At 72.8% G+C, this 22256-nt stretch carries 17 protein-coding genes; 5 read left to right on the top strand and 12 right to left on the bottom strand.

Annotated elements, in window-relative coordinates:
• Positions 1-151 precede the first annotated feature (151 nt).
• Positions 152-2602 (top strand): DNA topoisomerase IV subunit A, encoded by a 2451-nt coding sequence (locus OG689_RS14510; protein WP_266320664.1) that lies wholly within the window; start codon positions 152-154, stop codon positions 2600-2602.
• A 142-nt stretch (positions 2603-2744) separates the two neighbouring features.
• The gene (locus OG689_RS14515; RefSeq protein ID WP_266320666.1) at positions 2745-3647 is read left to right on the top strand and encodes a sucrase ferredoxin; all 903 of its coding nucleotides are present in this window, start codon (positions 2745-2747) and stop codon (positions 3645-3647) included.
• Positions 3648-3819: 172 nt separating this feature from the next.
• Here OG689_RS14515 and OG689_RS14520 read toward each other — a convergent pair whose 3' ends face one another.
• From OG689_RS14520 to OG689_RS14530, 3 genes are all read right to left on the bottom strand, one after another.
• On the bottom strand, positions 3820-4881 hold the full coding sequence (locus OG689_RS14520; RefSeq protein ID WP_266320668.1) for an ABC transporter substrate-binding protein: 1062 nt from the start codon (positions 4879-4881) through the stop codon (positions 3820-3822).
• A gap of 105 nt (positions 4882-4986) precedes the next feature.
• The gene (locus tag OG689_RS14525; RefSeq protein WP_266320669.1) at positions 4987-5868 is read right to left on the bottom strand and encodes an ABC transporter permease; all 882 of its coding nucleotides are present in this window, start codon (positions 5866-5868) and stop codon (positions 4987-4989) included.
• Positions 5858-6745, bottom strand: a complete 888-nt coding sequence (locus tag OG689_RS14530; RefSeq protein ID WP_266320671.1) for an ABC transporter ATP-binding protein — start codon at positions 6743-6745, stop codon at positions 5858-5860. Before OG689_RS14530 ends, OG689_RS14525 begins: the two co-directional genes overlap by 11 nt.
• Positions 6746-7064: 319 nt before the next feature.
• Between OG689_RS14530 and OG689_RS14535 the strand changes: the two genes are divergently transcribed.
• Positions 7065-8699, top strand: a complete 1635-nt coding sequence (locus tag OG689_RS14535; protein WP_266320673.1) for a sensor histidine kinase — start codon at positions 7065-7067, stop codon at positions 8697-8699.
• Positions 8696-9388, top strand: a complete 693-nt coding sequence (locus OG689_RS14540) for a response regulator (RefSeq protein ID WP_073924864.1) — start codon at positions 8696-8698, stop codon at positions 9386-9388. Before OG689_RS14535 ends, OG689_RS14540 begins: the two co-directional genes overlap by 4 nt.
• 54 nt (positions 9389-9442) lie before the next feature.
• Here the strand turns inward: OG689_RS14540 and OG689_RS14545 are convergent, their stop codons facing one another.
• The 6 genes from OG689_RS14545 to OG689_RS14570 all read right to left on the bottom strand — a co-directional run bounded on the left by OG689_RS14545 (position 9443) and on the right by OG689_RS14570 (position 16812).
• Positions 9443-11116, bottom strand: a complete 1674-nt coding sequence (locus OG689_RS14545; protein WP_266320676.1) for a cation acetate symporter — start codon at positions 11114-11116, stop codon at positions 9443-9445.
• A complete protein-coding gene (locus OG689_RS14550) occupies positions 11113-11565 on the bottom strand; it encodes a DUF485 domain-containing protein (protein WP_266320678.1) in 453 nt (150 codons plus the stop codon). Before OG689_RS14550 ends, OG689_RS14545 begins: the two co-directional genes overlap by 4 nt.
• Before the next feature lie 377 nt (positions 11566-11942).
• Complete coding sequence (locus OG689_RS14555) at positions 11943-12692, bottom strand: response regulator transcription factor (protein ID WP_266320679.1); 750 nt, start codon at positions 12690-12692, stop codon at positions 11943-11945.
• The gene (locus OG689_RS14560) at positions 12689-13939 is read right to left on the bottom strand and encodes a histidine kinase (protein WP_266320680.1); all 1251 of its coding nucleotides are present in this window, start codon (positions 13937-13939) and stop codon (positions 12689-12691) included. The genes OG689_RS14555 and OG689_RS14560 overlap by 4 nt, the downstream gene beginning before the upstream one ends.
• 91 nt (positions 13940-14030) lie before the next feature.
• Positions 14031-14501 (bottom strand): CcdC protein domain-containing protein, encoded by a 471-nt coding sequence (locus tag OG689_RS14565; RefSeq protein ID WP_266320681.1) that lies wholly within the window; start codon positions 14499-14501, stop codon positions 14031-14033.
• A 199-nt stretch (positions 14502-14700) separates the two neighbouring features.
• Complete coding sequence (locus OG689_RS14570) at positions 14701-16812, bottom strand: DNA topoisomerase IV subunit B (protein WP_266320683.1); 2112 nt, start codon at positions 16810-16812, stop codon at positions 14701-14703.
• Between the two features lie 623 nt (positions 16813-17435).
• Between OG689_RS14570 and OG689_RS14575 the strand changes: the two genes are divergently transcribed.
• Positions 17436-17669, top strand: a complete 234-nt coding sequence (locus tag OG689_RS14575) for a hypothetical protein (protein ID WP_073924858.1) — start codon at positions 17436-17438, stop codon at positions 17667-17669.
• A gap of 285 nt (positions 17670-17954) precedes the next feature.
• Here OG689_RS14575 and OG689_RS14580 read toward each other — a convergent pair whose 3' ends face one another.
• The 3 genes from OG689_RS14580 to OG689_RS14590 all read right to left on the bottom strand — a co-directional run bounded on the left by OG689_RS14580 (position 17955) and on the right by OG689_RS14590 (position 22132).
• Complete coding sequence (locus tag OG689_RS14580; protein ID WP_266320685.1) at positions 17955-18869, bottom strand: serine protease; 915 nt, start codon at positions 18867-18869, stop codon at positions 17955-17957.
• Positions 18870-19096: 227 nt separating this feature from the next.
• Positions 19097-20695 carry an RNA polymerase sigma factor gene (locus OG689_RS14585; protein ID WP_266320687.1) on the bottom strand — a complete coding sequence of 533 codons (1599 nt, stop codon included), beginning with the start codon at positions 20693-20695 and terminating at the stop codon, positions 19097-19099.
• A gap of 504 nt (positions 20696-21199) precedes the next feature.
• The gene (locus OG689_RS14590; protein WP_323189288.1) at positions 21200-22132 is read right to left on the bottom strand and encodes a FadR/GntR family transcriptional regulator; all 933 of its coding nucleotides are present in this window, start codon (positions 22130-22132) and stop codon (positions 21200-21202) included.
• Between the last annotated feature and the right edge of the window lie 124 nt (positions 22133-22256).

Genomic DNA, 22256 nt, shown 5'->3' on the forward strand with positions numbered 1-22256 from the left:
GGGTCCGCGGGCACGGGGCAGTCCCCCGTCCTGCGGACGCAGTCCGCCGAACACAGAGCCGAACACAGAGAAGTCCAAGAGCACAGCGCCGTCCGGGCCCCTGGTCCGGGGCGGCAGACGAAGCCGACAGACGCAAGGGAGCCCCGCCGCGATGGCCCGCCGCAGTTCGCCTACCCCGCCGCCCGGAGATTTCGAGGAGCGGATCCTCGACGTCGATGTCGTGGACGAGATGCAGGGCTCCTTCCTGGAGTACGCCTACTCGGTGATCTACTCGCGTGCGCTGCCGGACGCGCGGGACGGTCTGAAGCCGGTGCACCGGCGGATTCTGTACCAGGCCAACGAGATGGGCCTGCGTCCGGACCGCGCGCACGTGAAGTGCGCCCGCGTGGTGGGCGAGGTGATGGGCCGGCTGCACCCGCACGGCGACGCGTCCATCTACGACTCGGTCGTGCGGATGGCCCAGCCGTTCTCGATGCGGCTGCCGCTGATCGACGGGCACGGGAACTTCGGTTCGCTGGGCAACGACGACCCGCCGGCCGCGATGCGGTACACCGAGTCGCGGCTGACGGCGGCATCGATGGCGCTGGTGGAGTCGATCCACGAGGACACCGTCGACTTCGGTCCGAACTACGACGGCAGCGAGCAGGAGCCGTCGGTGCTGCCGGCCGCGTTCCCGAACCTGCTGGTGAACGGCACCTCGGGGATCGCGGTCGGGATGGCGACGAACATGCCGCCGCACAACCTGGCCGAGGTGGTGGCGGCGGCCCGGCATCTGATCAAGCATCCGACGGCGGACCTCGACACCCTGATGCGCTTCGTACCGGGCCCGGACCTGCCGACCGGCGGGCGGATCGTCGGCCTGTCGGGGATCCGGGACGCGTACGAGAGCGGCCGCGGCACCTTCAAGATCCGGGCCACCACCACGGTGGAGAACGTCACGGCCCGCCGTAAGGGCATCGTGGTGACGGAGCTGCCGTACACGGTGGGGCCGGAGAAGGTGATCGCGAAGATCAAGGACCTGGTCAACGCGAAGAAGCTGCAGGGCATCGCGGACGTCAAGGACCTGACCGACCGCGCGCACGGGCTGCGGCTGGTGATCGAGGTGAAGAACGGCTTCGTGCCGGAGGCGCTGCTGGAGCAGCTCTACAAGCTGACGCCGATGGAGGAGACCTTCGGCATCAACAACGTGGCCCTGGTGGACGGTCAGCCGTTGACGCTGGGTCTGAAGGAGCTGCTGGAGGTCTACGTCGACCACCGCTTCGAGGTGGTCCGCCGGCGCAGCGAGTTCCGGCGGCGCCGGCGCCAGGAGCGGCTGCACCTGGTCGAGGGCCTGCTGGTGGCCCTGGTGGACATCGACGAGGTCATCGCGATCATCCGGTCGAGCGAGAACGCGACGCAGGCCAAGGACCGGCTGATCGAGCGCTTCTCGCTGTCGGAGACGCAGACCTCGTACATCCTGGACACCCCGCTGCGGCGGCTGACCCGGTTCGACCGGGTGGAGCTGGAGTCGGAGCAGGAGAAGCTGAACGCGGAGATCGCGGAACTGACCGGGATCCTGGAGTCGGACACCAAGCTGCGCGGCGTGGTGTCGGCGGAGCTCGGTGCGGTGTCGAAGCAGTTCGGCACCGAGCGGCGGACGGTGCTGCTGGAGGCCGGTTCGGTGCCGACAGCGGCCCTGTCGGTGCCGTTGGAGGTGGCGGACGACCCGTGCCGGGTGCTGCTGTCGTCGACCGGTCTGCTGGCCCGGACCGCGGACGGGGAGCCGCTGGAGCCCGCGGAGTCGCGTGGCCGGCACGACGTGATCGTCTCCGCGGTGCCGGCGACGGCGCGGGCCGACGTCGGTGTGGTGACCTCGGCGGGCCGGGTGCTGCGGCTGCCGGTGATCGATCTGCCGGGGCTGCCGCCGACGCCTTCGCCGACGCTGGCGGGCGGGGCGCAGGTGTCGGAGTTCCTGCGGCTGGAGACCGGTGAGCGGGCGATCGCGCTGACCACGCTGGACGAGTCCTCGCCGGGCCTGGCGCTGGGCACGCTGCAGGGTGTGGTGAAGCGGGTGGTGCCGGAGTGGCCGGCGAACAAGGACGAGTTCGAGGTGATCGCCCTCAAGGACGGTGACGAACTGGTCGGCGCGGTGGAGCTGCGGACCGGCGAGGAGGACCTGGTCTTCATCACCTCGGACGCCCAACTGCTGCGCTACCCGGCGGGGCAGGTGCGTCCGCAGGGCCGCCCGGCCGGCGGCATGGCCGGTGTGAAGCTGACGGACGGGGCGCGGGTGCTGTCGTTCACTGCGGTGGATCCGGCGGTGGACGCGGTGGTGGTGTCGGTCGCGGGTGCGTCGGGAACGCTGACGGGCGAGGCGCAGAGCAGCTGGAAGGTCACCCCGTTCGAGCAGTACCCGCGCAAGGGCCGGGCCACCGGCGGGGTGCGCTGCCAGCGCTTCCTGCGCGGTGAGGACGCGCTGGCGTTCGCCTGGGCGGGTGCGGCGCCGGCCCGGGCGGCGACGGACAAGGGCGCGCCGGTGGAGCTGCCGGAGCGCGACCCGCGCCGGGACGGTTCGGGGGTGCCGGTGACCACGCCGATCGCGGCGGTGGCCGGGCCGGTGTAGCGGTTCGCGGTACGGACGGGAGGGGGTGCCGGTCGGCGCCCCCTCCCGGCGTTGGACGGCCCCGCGCGGCCGGTCCGGCGACGGGTGCGGGCCGGGGGCGCCTGCCGGGTCGCCGGTCCCTGGCAAAGGTAGGCTCAGCTGGGTGAGCACCTGTGCGACGGCGTCGCTGGAACTGTCGGAGCCGCTGGCCGCCACCGCGGCGACCGCGACCACCTGGCTGCTGGTGGAGCAGGCCGGCCCGTGGGGTGCCAAGGCACTGACCGAGAGCCACTTCGATCCCTCGCTCGGCCGGGCGCTGGACGCCGCCTGTGAGGGGACGGGTGTGCGGGTGGCGCTGATCCGGCGGCCGGGACGGCACGCGGACTGCCTGCCGGACACCCGGCGCGAGGTGGTCGTCGCACACACGGTGCCGGGCCGTTCCTGGGTGCGGCGCACCTCGGTGGCGGATCCGGCCGAGCTGCTGGCGCTGGACTTCGGCGGGCTCGGGGCGGGCGACCACCAGGGTTTCGGCACCGAGCACGTGGGTGGGCCGCTGGCCCTGGTGTGCACCAACGGGCGGCGGGACCGCTGCTGCGCGCTGCTGGGGCGGCCGCTGGCGGCGGACCTGGCGGCGGCCGGGCACAGCGAGGTCTGGGAGGTCACCCACCTGGGCGGTCACCGCTTCTCCCCCACCATGCTGGTGCTGCCGTACGGGTACGCGTACGGGCGGCTGACGCCGGAGAGCGCCAAGGAGGTGCTGGCGGCGACGGCCGCGGGGCACATGGTGCCCGAGCTGTCGCGGGGCTGCTCGGGTTGGGACCGGCCGGGCCAGGCCGCCGAGCACGTGGTGCGGGAGCTGACCGGGGAGACCCGGGTGGACGTGCTGACGGTGGCCCAGCGGCCGGCCGGCGAGGGCCGCTGGCTGGTCGGAGTACGGCACGCGGACGGCCGGGCCTGGGAGGCCGAGGTCACCCAGGGGGCGAGTGGGCCGCCGCGTCCGGAGAGCTGCGGCAAGGCGGCGGCGCGGCCGGCCCGGATGGACGTGACGGGGCTGCGGGCGCTCTGACCGCCGGCATCGGGTGGTACGGGTGCGGGGCCGAGGCGGCACTGCGGCGGCCCCGCACCCGCTGTCCGGGAGGTGCGGGGCCGCGACCCGGCGGCGCGACGAGGGGGGCGGCCTGGCGGCCGCGTCGCGCCCCGGGTGCCGGCGGGCCCCGGTCCGGGGCCCGCCGCGCGGGTCAGCCGGCCGCGGCCTTGCCGACGAACTCGGTGGTGTAGGTCTTGGCCAGGTCGATCGAGGACTCCTTGCCCTGGACGTCCGGGTGGAAGGCGGCGAGCACCGAGAGCACCGTCTTCGGGCCGTCCGCGGGCATCACGCCGTCGGTGGTGAACATCGGCAGGGTCGCCTTGATCGCGGCCGCGTACTGCTCGGCGCCGCCCTGGCCGTAGTCGGCCGGCATCTTGGCGGCGATCTCCTCGGGCGAGTGGCTGGACATCCACTTCAGCGTCTTCACGAAGGCGTTGGCGAGCTTCTGGGTGGTGTCCTTGTTCTTCTCGACCCAGTCGGTGTTCATGTAGAGCGAGGACGAGGGGTAGAGGCCGCCGAGCGCGGCCCGGGAGCCCTCGGGGGTGCGCATGTCGTACAGCACCTTGCCGAGGTCCTTGGCCAGGATGTTGGCGACGGTCGGGTCGGTGGTCATGCCGGCGTCGATGCTGCCCTGCTGGAGGGCGGCGATGAAGGTCTGGCCGGCGCCGACCGCGATCGGGCTGAACTCGCTCACGGCGACACCGTTCTTGACGGCCAGGTACTTGGTGAGGAAGTCGGTGGAGGAGCCGAGGCTGGTGACGCCGAGCTTCTTGCCCTTGAAGTCGGCGCCGGACTTCACGGCGTCCGCCTGCTTGCTGGAGACCACCTCGACCTCGCCGGGCGCCTGCGAGAACTGGACCACCGACTCGACGGACTTGCCCTTGGCCTGGAGGTCGATGGTGTGGTCGTAGAAGCCGACCGCGCCCTGGACGTCCCCGGCCAGCAGGGCGGTGGTGGCGTTGACGCCGGCGGGCTCGCTCATCAGCTCGACGTTGACACCGGCCTCGGCGAAGTGGCCGAGGCGCTGGGTGAGCATGGCGGGGAGGTAGATGACCTTGTCCAGGCCACCGACCATGATCTTGACCTTGGGCCCGTCGACCGACTGGCCGGCCGGGGCGGCGCCGCTGTGCGAGGTGGAGGCGGCGTCGTTGGCACAGGCGGTGAGGGAGGCGAGCAGCGCGGCGGCGACGGCGGCTACGGCGGTTCTGCGCATGAGGTGGGGGCCTCTTTCTGCTTCTGCGGGGTTCTGCTTCTACGGGGTTCTGCTTCCGGGCGGGTTCTGCTTCTTCGCGGGGCGGGTGGGGCGTGCGGCGCGAGGTCAGCGGCCGTCGCCGGCGTCGGCCGGCTTCCAGCGGAACAGCCGTTTCTCGGCGAAGGTGAGCACGCCCTCGGTGAGCAGGGCGACCACCGCGAGGATCGTCATGGCGGCGTACACGCCGGCCGCGTTGAAGGTGCCCTGGGCGGCGGCGACCAGCAGGCCGAGACCCTTGGTGGCGCCGATGTACTCGCCGACGATGGCGCCGATCAGCGCGAAGCCGAAGCTGACGTGCAGGCTGGTGAAGATCCAGGTGGTGGCGGCGGGGATGACCACCTGCAGGGTGACCTTGCGGTTGTCCGCGCCCAGGATCCGGGCGTTCGCGACCAGGTTGCGGTCCACCTCGCGCGCCCCCTGGAACGCGTTGAAGAAGACCGGGAAGAAGACCAGGACGACCGCGGAGGCCACCTTGGAGGCCGGGCCGAGGCCGAACCAGATCAGGAAGATCGGCGCGAGCACGATCCGGGGGATCGCGTTGAGCACCTTGATGTACGGGCCGAGGACGTCCGCCAGGAAGCGGATCCGGCCGAGCGCGATGCCCAGCAGCACCCCGCCGACGACGCCGATGACCCAGCCGGTCAGGGCCTCGTACAGGGTGTAGGCGATCTGCTCGCCGAGCGAGCCCTGCGCGGTGCCGTGGGTGATCCACTGCCAGATCTGGTTCCAGATCCGCGACGGCTGGGAGAAGTTGAACGGATCGACGACCTCGGTGCGGGCGCAGATCTCCCAGAGCCCCAGGAAGAGCGCCAGCACCACCACCCGGGCCCCGAGGACGGTGAACCTCCGGTGCCGGGCGGCCCGTTCGCGGGCCTCGGTACGGGTGGCCGGCGGCGCGGCGGCGGGGGCGGCGGGCACCCCGGTGTCCAACGTACTGTCAAGCGGCATTGCCCGCTCCTCTCTCCCGGGTGATGCGGACCTCTTCGCCGAGGGACGCCCAGATTTCGCGGTAGATCTCGATGAACCGGGGCTCCAGCCGGACCGCCTCGACCGTGCGGGGCCGCGGCAGGTCGACGGTGAAGACCTCCTTGACGGTGGCCGGGCCGGCCGTCATCACGACCACCCGGTCGGCCAGCGCGATCGCCTCGTCCAGGTCGTGGGTGACGAAGACGACCGAGGAGCCGGTGCCGGCCCACAGGTCGAGCAGCTGGTCCGACATCAGCGCGCGAGTCTGCACGTCGAGGGCCGAGAACGGCTCGTCCATCAGCAGGATCTTCGGGTCGTTGACGAAGGTCTGGGCCAGCGCGACGCGCTTGCGCATGCCGCCGGACAGCTGGTGCGGGTAGCGGTCCTCGAAGGCGGCCAGACCCACCCGGGCCAGCCAGTCGCGGGCCCGTTCGCGGGCCTGCGCCGCGGGCACCCCGCGGAAGCGCGGGCCGGCCATCACGTTCGACAGGACGGTGCGCCAGGGAAAGACCGCGTCCTGCTGGAACACGAACCCGACCTGGTCGCTGATCCCGGCGACCGGCTGCCCCTGCACCCGCACCTCGCCCTCGGTGGGCTCCTCCAGGCCGCTGACCAGTGTCAACGCGGTGGACTTGCCGCATCCGGTCGGCCCGACCACGGCCACGAACTCACCCTGGGCGACCGTGAGGTCCAGGTCGCGGACGGCGGTGTGCAGAGCCCCCGAGGGCGTCCTGAACCGCTTGGTCGCGTTGGTCAGCTCGATCGCCGGGACGGCCGTGGACGGCCCCGCGGGCCGCTCGCCGCCGTCCCGCCGGGGGCCGGTGCCCCCTCCGGTGACCGGCTTGAATTGCTCGCTCATGAGACCTCCGAGGTCCGGCTCCGTCGCCGGGGTTCTGTGCTGTGCTCCGGAGGTTAGGAGCGGCGTACGCCATGGCGGGAGCCTTGTCGGCGTACTGCGGCTTCCGCGCGTTGAGGGGTGTTCTGCTCGTTTTGCTTCCGCTACAACTGCGGGGGCGCGGCTGACAGAAACACGGCCGAAACGTAGGGTGTGCCGACCCGCCGCCACGTCCGCGCCGGCCGGAACCGGCCCCGCGGCCGGCCGGCGGACCCGTCCATCCCGCCCAGAGCCCGCCCAGAGCCCGCCCAGCGCCCCGCCCGGCACCGGAGAGGAGCACCCGTTGAAGCGCCCGCACTGGCCCCGCCGGGTCTTCGCCCAGCTGCTGCTGAGCCAGACCGTGGTGACCGTCGGGGTCACCGCCGTGACCGCCGGGCTGTTCCTCGCCCCGGTCAGCTCGGAGCTGGACCGCGACGCGATGCAGCGGGCCCTGTCCATCGCCCAGTCCACCGCCGCCGACGAGAACATCGCGCTGGCCGCCCAGGACCGGGACTCCGTCGCCGCCCAGCGGGACGCCGAGCAGATCCGGCTGGCCACCGGCGCCAGCTTCGTGGTGGTCACCGACCTGGACGGCATCCGGCTCTCGCACACCGACCCCGCCCGGATCGGCCACCGGGTCAGCACCGACCCGGAGCCCGCGCTGAGCGGGCGCAGCGTCACCGCGATCCAGGAGGGCACGCTGGGCCGCACGGCCCGCGGCAAGGTCCCGCTGCGGCTGGCGGACGGCCGGATCGTCGGCGAGGTGTCGGTGGGGATCAGCGACGACTCGATCCGCCGGCGGATGCTGGGCATGGTGCCCGGCATCCTGCTCTGCGCCGGCGCCGGCCTCGCCGCGGGCCTGGCCGCGACACTGCTGCTGGCCCGCCGGCTGAAGCGGCGCACCCGCAACATCGCGCTGGCCGACATCTCGGCGCTGCTGGTCGAACGGGAGGCGATGCTGCACGGCATCCGCGAGGGCATGGTGGCGCTGGACCGGCGGGGCCGGATCCGGCTGGCCAACGACGAGGCCTTCCGGTTGCTGGCGCTGCCCGCGGACTGCGTGGGGCGGCCGGTCGACGCGGTGCTGCCGCCCGGCCGGCTCGCCGACGTGCTGGCCGGGCGGACCGAGGGCGCCGACCTGCCGGCCGTGCTCGGCGACCGGGTGCTGGTGGTGAACCGCACCACCACCGAGCAGGACGGCGCGGTGGTGACCCTGCGCGACCGCACCGAGCTGGAGTCCCTGGTCCGCGAGCTGGACACCACCCGCACCCTCACCGAGGCCCTGCGCGCCCAGGACCACGAGCACGCCAACCGGATGCACACCCTGCTCGGCCTGCTGGAGCTCGGCCTGCACGAACAGGCGGTGGCGTTCATCTCGGAGCAGTCCGGCTCGCACGCCGCGGTCGCCGCGAAGATCGCCGAGCAGGTGCAGGACCCGCACGTGGCCGCGCTGCTGGCCGGCAAGGCCGCGGTGGCCGCCGAGCGCGGCGTACGGCTGGCGGTCACCCCCGGCAGCCATCTGCCGGACGCCGCCCTGGACCCGCGGGCGCTGGTCACGGTGCTCGGGAACCTGATCGACAACGCCGTCGACGCGCTCGGCGCCCCTGGCGCCGCGGCCGGCAGAACGGTCGAGGTCACCGCGCTCACGTCCGGTTCGACCCTGCTGCTGGGCGTCGAGGACAACGGCCCGGGCGTGCCCCCCGACCTGCGGACCCGGATCTTCGACGAGGGCTGGACCAGCAAGGAGGCCCCCGCGCACCGCCCGCGCGGCCTCGGCCTCGCCATGGTGCGCCGCCTGGTCGAACGGGCCGGCGGACGGATCGCGGTCGACCGGGGCCCGCTCGGCGGCGCCCGCTTCACCGTCGAACTGCCGGAGGCCCTGCACCCCGCGGCCCTCGCGGAGGCAGTCGTGGAACCAGCCCTGGAGGGAGCGCCGTGATCGACGTCCTGGTGGTGGACGACGACTTCCGGGTCGCCGACGTGCACGCCGCGTACGCGGCCAAGGTGCCCGGGTTCCGGGTGGTCGGCACCGCGCACAGCGCGGGCGAGGCGCTGGCCGCGCTGGAGCGCCGGCCGGTGGACCTCCTGCTGCTCGACCACCACCTGCCCGACCGGACCGGCCTCGAACTGGTCCGCAGCATGCGCGAGCGGCAGATCGGCTGCGACGTCATGATGGTCACCGCCGCCCGCGACGTCTCGACCGTGCACGCCGCCATGCAGCACGGCGCGCTGCAGTACCTGGTCAAGCCGTTCACCTTCGCCGGGCTGCGCGAGAAGCTCGTCGCCTACGCCGACCTGCGGCACGCCCTGGCAGGACCGGCCGCCCGGGAGGCCTGCCAGGACGAGGTCGACCGGATGTTCGCCACCCTGCGCAGCGCCGCCTCGCCGATGGCGACGCTGCCCAAGGGGCACTCCGCGCCGACCACCGACCTGGTGCTCGGGGAGCTGCGCCGGGCCGGGCGCCCGCTCTCCGCCCAGGAGGTCGCGGACGCCACCGGCCTCAGCCGCTCCACCGCCCAGCGCTACCTCAAGCAGCTGGAGCGCGACAGCCGGCTGCGGCTGAGCCTGCGCTACGGCGACACCGGCCGGCCCGAGCACCGGTACGTGCTGCCCGCCGAGCGCCGCTGAGCTCGGCGCCCCCGTGCGGGTCCTGGGCCTGGGCCGACCCCGGAGGTCGACCGCTCAGGCCGCCCCGGTGCCGGTCAGCGCCCTGACCTCCAGCTCCGCGTACCGGTCGGGGTCGGGCAGCTCCCGGGAGGTGAGCGTGCCGAGCCAGCCGGCCAGGAAACCCAGCGGGATGGAGACCAGGCCGGGGTTCTCCAGCGGGAACCAGTGGAAGTCCAGACCGGGGAAGACCGCCGTCCGGCCGCCCGAGACCACCGGCGAGAACACCACCAGGAGCACCGCCGGGACGAGCCCCCCGTACACCGACCAGATCGCGCCCCGGGTGGTGAAGCGCCGCCAGAACAGGCTGAACAGCAGCACCGGCAGATTGGCCGAGGCCGCGACGGCGAAGGCAAGGCCGACCAGGAAGGCCACGTTCAGCTGCTGGGCGAACAGGCTCAGCACGATCGCCAGCGCCCCGATCGCCACCGCCGCCACCCTGGCCACCCGCACCTCCTGCTGCTCGGTCACCGGCCGCCCGCCGCCCGCCCGGCGCCAGACCCGGGCGTACAGGTCGTGCGCGAAGGCCGCCGAGGAGGCCAGGGTCAGCCCCGCGACCACGGCCAGGATGGTGGCGAACGCGATGGCGGAGATCAGTGCGAAGAGGATGATCCCCCAGGTGCTGCCCTCGCCACCGCCGAGGTTCAAGGCGAGCAGCGGGACGGCGGTGTTGCCCGCCGGGTTCGCCGCCCGCACGGCCGGCGAGCCGATCAGGGCGGTGGCGCCCAGACCCAGCACGACGGCCATCAGGTAGAAGGCGCCGACCAGCCCGATCGCCCACATCGTGGAGCGCCGGGCGGCCCGGGCGGTGGGCACGGTGTAGAAGCGGGACAGGATGTGCGGCAGACCCGCGGTGCCGAGCACCAGGGCCAGCCCGAGGCTGAAGAAGTCGAGCCGGCTGGTCAGGCCCGTCCCGTACTTGAGGCCCGGTTCCAGGTACCGCTGCCCGGCGCCGCTGCCCTCGGCGGCGGTGCGCATCAGGTCGGCCAGGTCGCCGTGGAAGCGGACCAGCACCAGGACGGTGAGCAGCACGGACCCGGCGATCAGCAGGAAGGCCTTGACGATCTGGATCCAGGTGGTGGCCCGCATCCCGCCGACGGTCACGTAGACGATCATCAGCGCGCCGACCCCGACGATCGTCCAGGTCTTCGCCTGCCCGCTGTCCGTGCCCAGCAGCAGCGCCACCAGGCTGCCCGCGCCGACCATCTGCGCGATCAGGTACAGCAGGGTGACCACGATGCTGGCGCTGCCGGCCGCCGCCCGCACCTGGCGGTGGCGCATCCGTAGCGCCAGCACGTCGGCGAGGGTGTAGCGCCCGGCGTTGCGGACCAGTTCGGCGACCAGCATCAGCACCACCAGCCAGGCCACCAGGAAGCCGATGCTGTACAGCACGCCGTCGTACCCGTAGAGCGCGATGAGGCCGGCGACGCCGAGGAAGGAGGCGGCCGAGAGGTAGTCGCCGGAGAGCGCGAAGCCGTTCTGCAGCGGGCTGAAGTCCCGCCCGCCGGCGAAGAAGTCCTCGGCGGCCTGGCCGCGCCGGCCGACCCACAACGTGATCGCCAGGGTGACCAGGACGACCACCGCGAACAGGGCGACGGCGAGGCCGTGGTGCTCCCCCGCGGGAGCGGGCGCCGGGGCGGCCGCACCGGCGGCGGAGCCGACGGCCGAGGTGACGGTGGCGGCGGCGCTCATCGGAGCTGGTCCTGGGTGCTCCAGCGGAGCTCCAGTGCGGCTCGGTCGCGCCGGGTGCGGGCGTTCCGGGCGTACAGCCAGGTCAGCAGGAAGGTGGAGGCGAACTGGAGCAGTCCCAGCACCCAGGCCACGTTGAGCGGCCCGGCGACCCGGCTGCGCATCAGCGCGGGAGCGGCCGCCTGGGCGCCCACGTAGAGCAGGTACCAGCCCAGGAAGGCGCCCACGGCGGGGAAGACGAAGGCCCGGTAGCTCCTGCGGATCTCCTGGAACGCCGCGCTCTCCTGCACCGCGCGGTAGACCTCGGCCGCGTCGGCGGGGGCGGCCGGCGCCTCGGGGGCCGGGGCGGGGTCAGTGGGAGCGGCGGGGGCGGGAGCGGCGTCGGCGGGGGCCGTCCGGAACGCCTGGGCGGCAGGGGCCGGTGGGGCAGCGGGCGCGGGTTCCGTGGGCACGACCGACGGCGCCGGTACCGCCTGTCCCGGCGCCGGAGCCACCGGCTGCGCGGACCGGGCGGGCTGGGCCGGCCGGGCCGGCTGCCGCGGTGTCCGGCGGGACTTCGGAACAGCACGGGCCGGCCCGGCGGGCCGTGCGGCCCACCAGTCGAACCGCTCCCCCTGGTCGGGACTGCTCGTGTGCTGTTGTGGCACTGCTGCTCCTGGGCCCGGCGCACCTCTGACCGGACCATGATGGTCGCGCCCTCGCCCCGGGCCACGCCCGTTTGCAGATACGTTCACTCAATGAGGTGAGGAATCAGCCCGGAAGGCCTAGACCGGTCCTTCGGCGGATGACACTCCCTCACCACCGGCTCGTGAGAAGGGTTTCGAGCCCTTCAGGACGACGGCCCGGCGATCCCGTGCCGGAAGGCGTAGGTGACGGCCTGGGCCCGGTCGCGGACGGCGGTCTTGGCGAAGAGGTTGTTGATGTGGGTCTTCACCGTGGCGGGGCCGACGAACAGCCGCTCGGCGATCTCGCTGTTGGACAGGCCCTCGGCGATCAGGGCCAGCACCTCGGCCTCCCGGACGGTCAGCCCGTCCGGCAGGACCGAGGGGAGCGCCCGCGGCTCCCGCTCGGGCGCTCGCTCCTCGGAGACCGTCGCCGACAGCCTTTCCAGCAGCCGGCGTTGGATCTGCGGAGAGAGCCCGGCCGCACCCGAGCGCACGTCGGCGACGGCCCGCGCGATCTCCTCGCCGCCGGCGTCCTTGGTGAGGTAGCCCCGGGCCCCGGCCTGCAGCGCGGGGAAGAGCGACTCGTCGTCGGCGTAGGTGGTCAGGATCACCACCTCGGTGCCGGGGTGGTCGGCGCGGATCCGGCGGGTCGCCTCGACGCCGTCGCACCGCGGCATCCGAAGATCCATCAGGACGACATCGGGGTCGTACCTGGCGACCAGCCGGACGGCCTCCTCGCCGTCGGCGGCCGCTCCCACCACCTCGATCCCCGGCAGCAGCCCCAGCAGCATCACGATCCCCTCGCGCACCACGGTCTGATCGTCCGCCACCAGCACCCGGGTGGGTCGCCCGTCCGCCCCGGGGCCGCCGGCCGTGCCGTCCCCGCCGCCCCGGCCGAAGGTGCCTTCCGTCATCCGGGCATCCGCAGCAACACGCGCCATCCTCCCTCGTCGGGGCCCGCCAGCAGGGTGCCGCCGAGCAGTTCGGCGCGTTCGCGCATCCCCAGCAGACCGTACCCGCTGCCGCTCTCCGCCAGCCCGGCGATCGGCTCGACGCGCGGCCCGACGCCCTCCTGACCACCCTGCTCGGCACCCTGCTCGGCGGCCCGGCCGACGCCCTGGCCTTCGGGCTGCTCGGCGCTCGCCGGCCGGGGCGGCGTGTTGCGGACCTCCAGCTCCACCACGTCCCGCTGGTAGCGCAGTTCGAGAGTGCACCGGCCGCCGGGCGCGTGCTTGCGGACGTTGGTGAGCGCCTCCTGCGCCGTACGGCGGACCGCCAGGCCGGCCTCCGCGGCAAGCGGGCGGGGCGTGCCCGTGACGGTCAGTCCGGCGCGTTCGCCCTCCGCCAGCGCGACCAGGTACTCGCCGACCGGCGTGAACTCCCCGCGCAGCGCGGAGAGTGCCTGCCGAGTCTCGGTCAGCCCGTCCTGGGCCATCCGCCGCGCGGCCACCACCCGCTCCCGCACCCGGGCCCGATCGGCGCCCGCGTCCAGCATCAGCCGGGCCGCCTCCAGATGGACGAGCTGCGCGGAGAGGCTGTGTGCCAGCACGTCGTGGATCTCCCGGGCGATCCTGGCCCGCTCGGCGAGCGCCGCGCTCTGCGCCTCGGCCGCGCGCGCCGCGCGCTCCTGCCGGAGTAGCCGGGCCGCCGCCCCCCGGGACTCGCCGTCCAGCCGCAGCAGGTAGCCGAACAGCGCGAGGCCGCCGACCGTCGCCGAGACGCCCGGCCAGCTGTCCCCGCTCGCCAGCGCGTAGGACCCGAGGCCCAGCACCGTCACCGGCAGGGCGGCCGCCAGCGGCAGCCTGATCAGGGCGGTCAGCCCGAGGCCGCACCAGAGGAAGTTCGCCAGCAGGTGGGCGTGCCCGAGATCGGCGGCCCACGCCGTGGCCAGGAGCGTCGCCGCCAGCACCAGCGAGGACCGCAGCCACTGCTCGCGGCCGGCCCGCAGGAAGGCGGCGGCCTGGGCGAGTGCCGCGACCAGGCCGAGAGCGGCGGCGACCGCCCCCCACCCGTGGTGGTCGCCGGGTGCGAAGGTGCCCCAGACCAGCACCCCGACCAGCACCGCCCGGCCGATCAGCGAGAGCGTCCGGCGGGCGGGCGTCAACGGCTCCCTGACCAGCCCCTCACGGGCCGGCCAGCGGGTCCAGGTCTCCGAGCGCAACGGACGGCCTTCCTGTTCGGGTGCCGGACCGGTCGTCCCGGGCGCGGCACGGACGGGCCGGAGGGAGGGGCGGGCCCGTGCGGTCGGTGGATCAGCCCGGCGCGTGCAACAGATCGCGCGCCCTCCAGTTCACCACGGCGCCCCTGACCAGCAGCAGCACCGCGAGGCTGAGCAGCAGCGCATCGGTGCTCTGGTGGATGTGCAGGGCGGCCGCGAGGCCGTACAGGCCCAGCCGGAGGGCGATCATCCCGCCCCAGGCGGCCGCGGTGGCCCTGGTGCCCCGCACCCAGACACTGCCGTCCGGCTCCCGGCGGATCCGCACCGTCCAGCCCCAGACCGTGCCCATCGCCGCCACCACCAGCAGCGACCCGGCCAGCAGGGCGACCGCCCCGGCCCGGTGGGCCGGGTCCAGCAGGTGCGGGTCGCGCAGGGCGATCACCGCCAGCACCGCGGGAACCACCCAGAAACGTCGCTCGGTGTCGATCCGCTGCGGGCGCAGCTGGCGGCGGACCACCAGGGCGAGCACCGCGATGATCACGAGGATGTTGACGAGGCCGCTCATCGGTCACTCCGTAGCCGGTCGGGGAGGTCTGCTGACCTCTTCGACGCTACGGATCGGGCCGCCCGGCGGGATCGGAGCCGGGGTGGAACCACGGCGCGGGGGCTCTCCACCCGTGGGTGGAGAGCCCCCGCGCCGTGCGGGTACCGCTACCGGCCGTCCGGCGTGGCCGGAGGTTGGTCCGTCCTGCGGAGCCGAAGGCTCAGGCGTCGATCCGGGAACGGTCCAGGGTGGCGGCGGAGTCGACGATGAACTCCTTGCGCGGGGCGACGTCGTTGCCCATCAGCAGGTCGAAGATCCGCTCCGCCTGCTCCAGGTCGCCGAGGTTGATCCGGCGCAGGGTGCGGTGGCGCGGGTCCATGGTGGTCTCCGCCAGCTGGTCGGCGTCCATCTCACCGAGGCCCTTGTACCGCTGGACCGGGTCCTTCCAGCGCTGCCCCTTGCGCTGGAACTCCAGCAGGGTGCTGCGCAGTTCGGCGTCCGAGTAGGTGTAGTGGTACTTCTCCTGCCCACGCTTGGGGTTGGTGAGCTCGATCCGGTGCAGCGGCGGGACGGCCGCGAAGACCCGGCCCTGCTCCACCATCGGCCGCATGTAGCGCTGAAAGAGCGTCAGCAGCAGGCAGCGGATGTGCGAACCGTCGACGTCGGCGTCGGCCATGAAGATGACCCGCCCGTAGCGGGCCTGGTCGATCTCGAAGGTGCGCCCCGAACCCGCCCCTATGACCTGGATGATGGCGGCGCACTCGGCGTTCTTGAGCATGTCCGAGACCGAGGCCTTCTGGACGTTCAGGATCTTGCCGCGGATCGGCAGCAGGGCCTGGAACTCGGAGTTGCGGGCCAGCTTCGCGGTACCGAGGGCGGAGTCGCCCTCGACGATGAAGAGTTCGCTGCGCTCGACGTCGTCGCTGCGGCAGTCGGCCAGCTTCGCGGGGAGCGAGGAGGTCTCCAGCGCGGTCTTGCGACGCTGGGCCTCCTTGTGCTGGCGGGCCGCGACCCGGGTACGGGCGGCCGCGACGACCTTCTCCAGGACGGCCCGGGCCTGGAGCTTGTCGTCCTTCTTGGCGGAGGTCAGGAAGTTCTTGAGCTCTTTGGCGACGACCGCCGCGACGATCCGGTTGGCCGCCGAGGTGCCGAGCACCTCCTTGGTCTGCCCCTCGAACTGCGGCTCGGCCAGCCGGACCGTCACCACCGCGGTGAGGCCCTCGGTGGCGTCGTCCTTGGTGACGTCGTCCTCCGCCACCCGCAGCAGCTTCGCCGAACGCAGCGCCTCGTTGACCGTCTTGGCGAGCGAGCGCTCGAAGCCGGTGACGTGGGTGCCGCCCTTGGGGGTGGCGATGATGTTCACGAAGGAGCGCAGGGTGGTGTCGTAGCCGGCGCCCCAGCGCAGCGCGATGTCCACCCCGAGCTGGCGGGTGACCTCGGTGGGGGTCATGTGGCCGAGCTCGTCCAGGACGGGGACGGTCTCCTTGAAGGTGCCCTCGCCGTGCAGCCGCAGGACGTCGCAGACCGGCTTGTCCGGGGCGAGGAACTCGCAGAACTCGCTGATCCCGCCGTCGTAGCGGAAGGTCGACTCCTCGACCTTCTCACTCTCCGTCAAGCGCTCGTCACGGACCACGATCGTGAGGCCGGGGACCAGGAAGGCGGTCTGCCGGGCCCGGCTGTGCAGGCCTTCGAGGGAGAGCTTCGCCTCCCGGAGGAAGATCTGGCGGTCGGCCCAGTAGCGGATCCGGGTGCCGGTGCGGCCCTTGGGGACCTTGCGGGCCTTGGTCAGGCCGTTGGCGGGCTCGAACGGCGCGTCCGGGCTGAGCTCGGTGAAGATGCCGGGGGTGCCCCGGCGGAAGCTGATCGCGTGGGTGTGGCCGCTGCGGTCCACCTCGACGTCCAGCCGGGCCGAGAGGGCGTTGACCACCGAGGCGCCGACACCGTGCAGGCCGCCGGAGGCCGCGTAGGAGCCGCCGCCGAACTTGCCGCCGGCGTGCAGCTTGGTCATCACGACCTCGACGCCGGACAGACCGGTCTTCGGCTCCACGTCGACCGGGATGCCGCGACCGTTGTCGCGGACCTCCACCGAGGAGTCGTCGTGCAGGACGACCTCGATACGGTCGCAGTGGCCGCCGAGGGCCTCGTCGACCGAGTTGTCGATGATCTCCCACAGGCAGTGCATCAGACCGCGACTGTCCGTCGACCCGATGTACATGCCCGGGCGCTTGCGGACCGCCTCCAGGCCCTCCAGGACGAGCAGATGCCGAGCGGTGTAGTTGGATCCGTCGTCCCCGGACAACAGGGCGGCCGAGGCGTTCTTCCCGGCGCTCATGCCCGCGCCCCGATGCCCTCGGCAGGCACCTGCCGCACCGCACACCTGTTGCTGGTTCGCTCGCTCCGCTCGCTCACGCGGTGCTCTCCTCGGTGAAGTTCTGTCTCGTCGGTCACATCCGGGCCCGGCCAGTGCATCACACCGGACCGACAGCCGTTCCACTCCGTGTGCGCTCCCCTTCGCTCGGTACGCACACGCCCCGCCGGGGCCTCTGCATGCCGGGCCCGGTCCGCGCAGCCTGTACGCGCTGCGCGAACACGACTTCCGGTCGATCCGGAGCAGCGGAGCGCCATCTCCTCCCGAAATCACCGGCCCTGGCGGACCGTGGGGACGAGTGCAGGCTCTGGAACTGCCGAGATGCAGGCTACCGGTGGCTGGGACGGGGCTTATGCTCCAACCCAGCAGAGGATTATGCTACGCGGACCTCGACCCCCGGTCCGATCGGGCGTTCGAGCCGCGGGCGGATCCTGGGAACCGGTACGCATGAACCACCGGCCCCCGGGGCACGTCCTCATCAACACAAGCAGAATCCTCAAAGAAGAAAAGCCACGAGCGGGAACGTTTTCGGCCTGGTTGGATGTTGACCCTGGTACGACAGCTCGTCGAGCTAGAGAAGAGGCGACGTGACTACTGTTCTGACACCTGCGAGCCCGCTGACCGCGGCTGACCGCTGCGACCGCTGCGGCGCCCAGGCATACCTGCGCGTCGTACTCGCGAGCGGCGGAGAGCTGCTCTTCTGCGCCCACCACGGGCGGAAGTTCGAGCCTGAGCTCAAGAAGATCGCCGTTGAGATACAGGACGAGAGCGGTCGTCTCACGACCACGGCCACCGCCACGGCTTCCGACGACGAACGCTGACCCAGGCGCTCCACGGACGAACCCGCATCGGACCGCACCGACCGACTGGTCGGACGAGCCGGACGACAGGCCCCAGCCAGGGGCCGGTCGTCCGGCTTTCGCGTTCACCGGTTCTTCGATCCTGCGACTGCGAGTGATCCGGCGACCACGTTCTGACGCTCTGTCGGGCGGCGGTCACTGCGCGTCCCTCGCGGGCCCGCGCCGAACGCGAGCCCAGTTGAAACCCCTCCACCCCTGCTGCCCGGGCGATTTCGCGAGCCGCGGCCACCGGGAGCGACCACCCGGTCACATTCTGCCGTGCACCGCGTCCGCCACCGAGGCGATCCTGGTGTAGACGCCCGGCTGGGCCGCCTCCGCGCAGCCGGTACCCCAGGACACCAGGCCCGCCAGTCGTCCGGCGACCACCAGCGGACCGCCACTGTCGCCCTGGCAGGCGTCCCGCCCCCCTTCGGACTCCCCCGCACACACCATGCCGCGCGCGTCGAAGTGCCCGTCCGGGCCGCCCGGATAGGCGTGGGCGCAGGTCTCGTCGGCCACGATCGGCACCTCCACACCACGGAGCGTGGACGAGTAGTGACCGTCCCCGACCGTGTCGCCCCAGCCGTAGACCTGGGCCCGGGTGCCGACGGCGTACGGCTCCGTCTCCCCCTGGCCGACCAGTTCGATCACCGGCCGGTCGGTCTGCGGCGCGGCGAGCGTGAGCACCGCGACATCGTTCATGTTGGCGACGAAGGAGTAGTCGGGGTGCAGCCAGATGTTCTCGACCTCCACCTCCCGGCCCGCCGTGCCCCGCAGATCGTCCCGGCCGACCAGGACCCGCAGCCCCGGGCGGTCCACCCGGCGCCCCTTGATCTCGTCGTAGAAGCAGTGCGCGGCCGTCACGACCTTGGTGGGGGTGACCAGGGCGCCCCCGCAGAACTGGCCGGACCGGCCGGCGCCGAACTGCTGCCGGCTGGACAGGGCCACCACCCAGGGGTGCTCCCCGGTGACGGTGGCCGTCCCGCCGACGATCCGGCGGTGCGGCTCGGCCGAGGCCGGCTGACCGGAGGCGACCAGCGGCGCCGGCAGGGCGACCAGCAGAGCCAGCAGGGCCGTCCGCCGTCGCCGACGCGGGCGCGCACCCACCGGCTCGGCCGGCACCGTGCCCTCCGGTGCGGTGGTGTCCGACTGGGCGTCCCGCGTGTCCGGGTTGGGCAGCACCGTGTCTCCAGGTTGAATCGGTGGCAGGCAACCGGCACAGCGTAGTCGATCAAGCACGGTGAGCTATCACCGCGCGGGTGCAAGACACCCGGACGAGCGACGGCGGCTGGCGACAGGCTGACGTGGAGCGGCCCCGGAGCCCGACGCGAAGAGGCCCGGAGCGAAGTGCTCCGGGCCTCTCGGCGGCGGCTGGTGCGGGGCCGGGTCGGTCCCGTCCGGGCCGGCTGCTAGTCCAGGTAGTCGCGCAGCACCTGGGAGCGCGACGGGTGGCGCAGCTTGGACATCGTCTTGGACTCGATCTGGCGGATCCGCTCGCGGGTGACCCCGTAGACCTTGCCGATCTCGTCCAGCGTCTTCGGCTGGCCGTCGGTGAGGCCGAAGCGCATCGAGACCACGCCGGCCTCACGCTCGGACAGGGTGTCCAGCACCGAGTGCAGCTGCTCCTGGAGCAGGGTGAACGAGACCGCGTCGGCCGGCACGACCGCCTCGGAGTCCTCGATCAGGTCACCGAACTCGCTGTCGCCGTCCTCGCCGAGCGGGGTGTGCAGCGAGATGGGCTCGCGGCCGTACTTCTGGACCTCGATGACCTTCTCGGGGGTCATGTCGAGTTCCTTGGCCAGCTCCTCCGGGGTGGGCTCGCGGCCCAGGTCCTGGAGCATCTGGCGCTGGACGCGGGCCAGCTTGTTGATGACCTCGACCATGTGCACCGGGATACGGATGGTGCGGGCCTGGTCGGCCATCGCGCGGGTGATCGCCTGGCGGATCCACCACGTCGCGTAGGTGGAGAACTTGTAGCCCTTGGTGTAGTCGAACTTCTCGACCGCGCGGATCAGACCGAGGTTGCCCTCCTGGATCAGGTCCAGGAACAGCATGCCGCGGCCGGTGTAGCGCTTGGCCAGCGAGACCACCAGGCGGAGGTTGGCCTCCAGCAGGTGGTTCTTGGCGCGGCGGCCGTCCTCGGCGATGATCTCCAGCTCGCGCTTGAGCTTGGGGGCCAGCTTGTCCGCGGCGCTCAGCTTGTCCTCGGCGAAGAGGCCGGCCTCGATCCGCTTGGCGAGCTCGACCTCCTGCTCGGCGTTGAGCAGCGGGACCTTGCCGATCTGCTTCAGGTAGTCCTTGACCGGGTCGGCGGTGGCACCGGCGACGGCGACCTGCTGGGCCGGCGCGTCGTCCTCGTCGTCGTCGGAGAGCACGAAGCCCTGCGACTCCTCCTCGGGCTCCGCCTCCTCGCCCTTGGCACCCGGCGCGGCGTCCTCGACCGACTCCTCCTCGCCGAGCAGCTCCTCGCCGCCCTTGGCGGCGGTCTTCTTCGCGGCGGTCTTCTTGGCGGGCGCGGCGGCCTTCTTCGCCACGGCCTTCTTGGCCGGCGCGGCGGCCTTCTTCGCCACGGCGGCCTTCGGCTCGTCGGCGGCGGCCACGGCGGAACCGTCCGCCGGCAGGGCCGCGACGGCGACCGGGACGGACGGGGCCACGGGCGCGCCGGGCGCGATCCGCACCGGGGGCTTGGTGGGGGCGGACGGGGTCCGGGTGGTGACCGCCTTGGTCGCGGTGCGCTTGGTGGTGCTCTTGGCCGCGACACTCTTGCGCTTGGCGGCGGCCGGCTCGGCCGCGCTGACCATGAGGTCCACGCCCTCCTCAATCAGAACCTGATTGAGGCTGCGCATGACGTTCTTCCACTTGGTGACCGGGATCTGGTCCGCCTCGAAAGCCTGACGCACGTCGTCACCGGCGATCTGCCCCTGGGCCTTGCCCCGCTCGATGAGCGCCAGCAGAGCCGCGGACTCGGCGATCTCGGGGGGGAGCGAACGGGATGTGCTGGCCGACACGAACAACCTCTCGGACGATGAGTGGACTCGAACCCGTACCGGGCCGCCCGAGCGGGCGGGGAAGGATCACGCGTGACTGCACGCGGCGTCGATTCCGACCGACTCGGGCTTGAGGACTGGGTTTGCAGGACGGCAGCAGCGCCGCAGACCAACACAGCATTCTGACATGGTGGTGGTATTCCGGAGCTGCTTCCGCTCCGTACACATCGCTGCCACCAGTCAAGTGTTACGCATGCCGTTGGTGGCGCGGGTCACACCCTCCGGGTTCCGGGGTCCGATGCCCGTCCCGGCCGCCTCCCACCTGCGGTTCGTCTCTTTCGATCCCGTCCCGCGGAATTGCTCCGGGACGCCCTCCCGGGGCCGCCCGCCGCCAGGCCGGACCGCTGTGCCGGGTGGTCGGCCCGAGTGGTGGACACGGCCCGCCGGTCGCTCCTACGAGGCGGCCGGCGGGCCGGGGAACCGCGTCCTCATGTCGTTCGTCGGGGTCGCTGGCCGGACCCGCGCTCAGTGCTCGCGGGGAGCGGGGACGGAGGGCTCGATCTCCGGGTGGACGGTGAGCAGGGCCCGGGTCGCGGCCTCACCGGCGGTGCCGTCACCGGTACCGAGCGCGTCCACCAGGCGGATGTGCAGGCTGACCGAGGACTCCGACGGACGCTCGCAGGAGGTGGCCGGACCGCCGGAGACCTGCAGGGCGCAGGAGACGATCCCGGAGAGGTGCTCCAGCATCCGGTTCCCGGCCATCTGCAGGATCAGCGCGTGCAGCTCGGCATCGGCCCGGGTGAAGGTGACCTGGTCCGCCTGGGCGGTGGCGTGGGCCATGATCTCGGTCAGCTCGACCAGCCGCTGCTGGACGTCCTCACGGCCGTGGCCGGCGGCCAGCCGGGCCGCCAGCGGCTCGATCGCCCAGCGCAGCTCGAACAGCTCGCGGCGCTGCTCGTCGCGCTGCGGGCCGAAGGCGCGCCACTCGATGATGTCGGGGTCGAGCAGGTTCCAGTCGGCGACCGGGCGGACCCTGGTCCCCACGTTGGGCCGGGCACTCACCAGGCCCTTCGCCTCCAGCACGCGGAGCGACTCGCGCACGACGGTGCGGGAGACCTCGAAGCGCTGGCCGATCTCCTCGGGGACGAGGGGGCGGTCGGCGCCGAGGTCGCCGGAGACGATCATCTGGCCGAGCTGCTGGACGAGCTGGCCGTGCAGGCCTCGGCCACGGCTGCTGGTGGTCTTGCGGCCGACCCGGACGAGGTCGGAGTCGACGCCCTCCCAGCGGGGCAGGGGCGGGGTCGGCCGGTCGGTGTAGGAGAAGCGATCCAGCTCACCGGGGCCGGAGGCGGCGCCATCGGCGGGGCGGGCGGCGGTCATGGTGGGGTGCGCAAGGGTACTCACACGTCCTTTGTCGGCGATCGGCGGGCCCAGCTTGAGAATTCTCGTGAAAAGCACACGAAAGGGTGATCGCCCGTGACTGGATAATTGACTTCTTATCAGGAAGAACCTCGCATTACGGTCACCTGTTGACTGATCGTCATGACACCGGCCCGCAGGCGTTCGAGTGCCGCCGGCCCGG

The sequence above is a fragment of the Kitasatospora sp. NBC_00240 genome, assembly GCF_026342405.1.
Lineage (GTDB): Bacteria > Actinomycetota > Actinomycetes > Streptomycetales > Streptomycetaceae > Kitasatospora.

Excerpts from the sequence above, each read along its gene's own strand:
- OG689_RS14530 (WP_266320671.1), bottom strand. The coding sequence starts at position 6,745 with ATGAGCGAGCAATTCAAGCCGGTCACCGGAGGGGGCACCGGCCCCCGG.
- OG689_RS14525 (WP_266320669.1), bottom strand. The coding sequence starts at position 5,868 with ATGCCGCTTGACAGTACGTTGGACACCGGGGTGCCCGCCGCCCCCGCC.
- OG689_RS14570 (WP_266320683.1), bottom strand. The coding sequence starts at position 16,812 with ATGAGCGCCGGGAAGAACGCCTCGGCCGCCCTGTTGTCCGGGGACGAC.
- OG689_RS14520 (WP_266320668.1), bottom strand. The coding sequence starts at position 4,881 with ATGCGCAGAACCGCCGTAGCCGCCGTCGCCGCCGCGCTGCTCGCCTCC.
- OG689_RS14555 (WP_266320679.1), bottom strand. The coding sequence starts at position 12,692 with ATGACGGAAGGCACCTTCGGCCGGGGCGGCGGGGACGGCACGGCCGGC.
- OG689_RS14545 (WP_266320676.1), bottom strand. The coding sequence starts at position 11,116 with ATGAGCGCCGCCGCCACCGTCACCTCGGCCGTCGGCTCCGCCGCCGGT.
- OG689_RS14510 (WP_266320664.1), top strand. The coding sequence starts at position 152 with ATGGCCCGCCGCAGTTCGCCTACCCCGCCGCCCGGAGATTTCGAGGAG.
- OG689_RS14565 (WP_266320681.1), bottom strand. The coding sequence starts at position 14,501 with ATGAGCGGCCTCGTCAACATCCTCGTGATCATCGCGGTGCTCGCCCTG.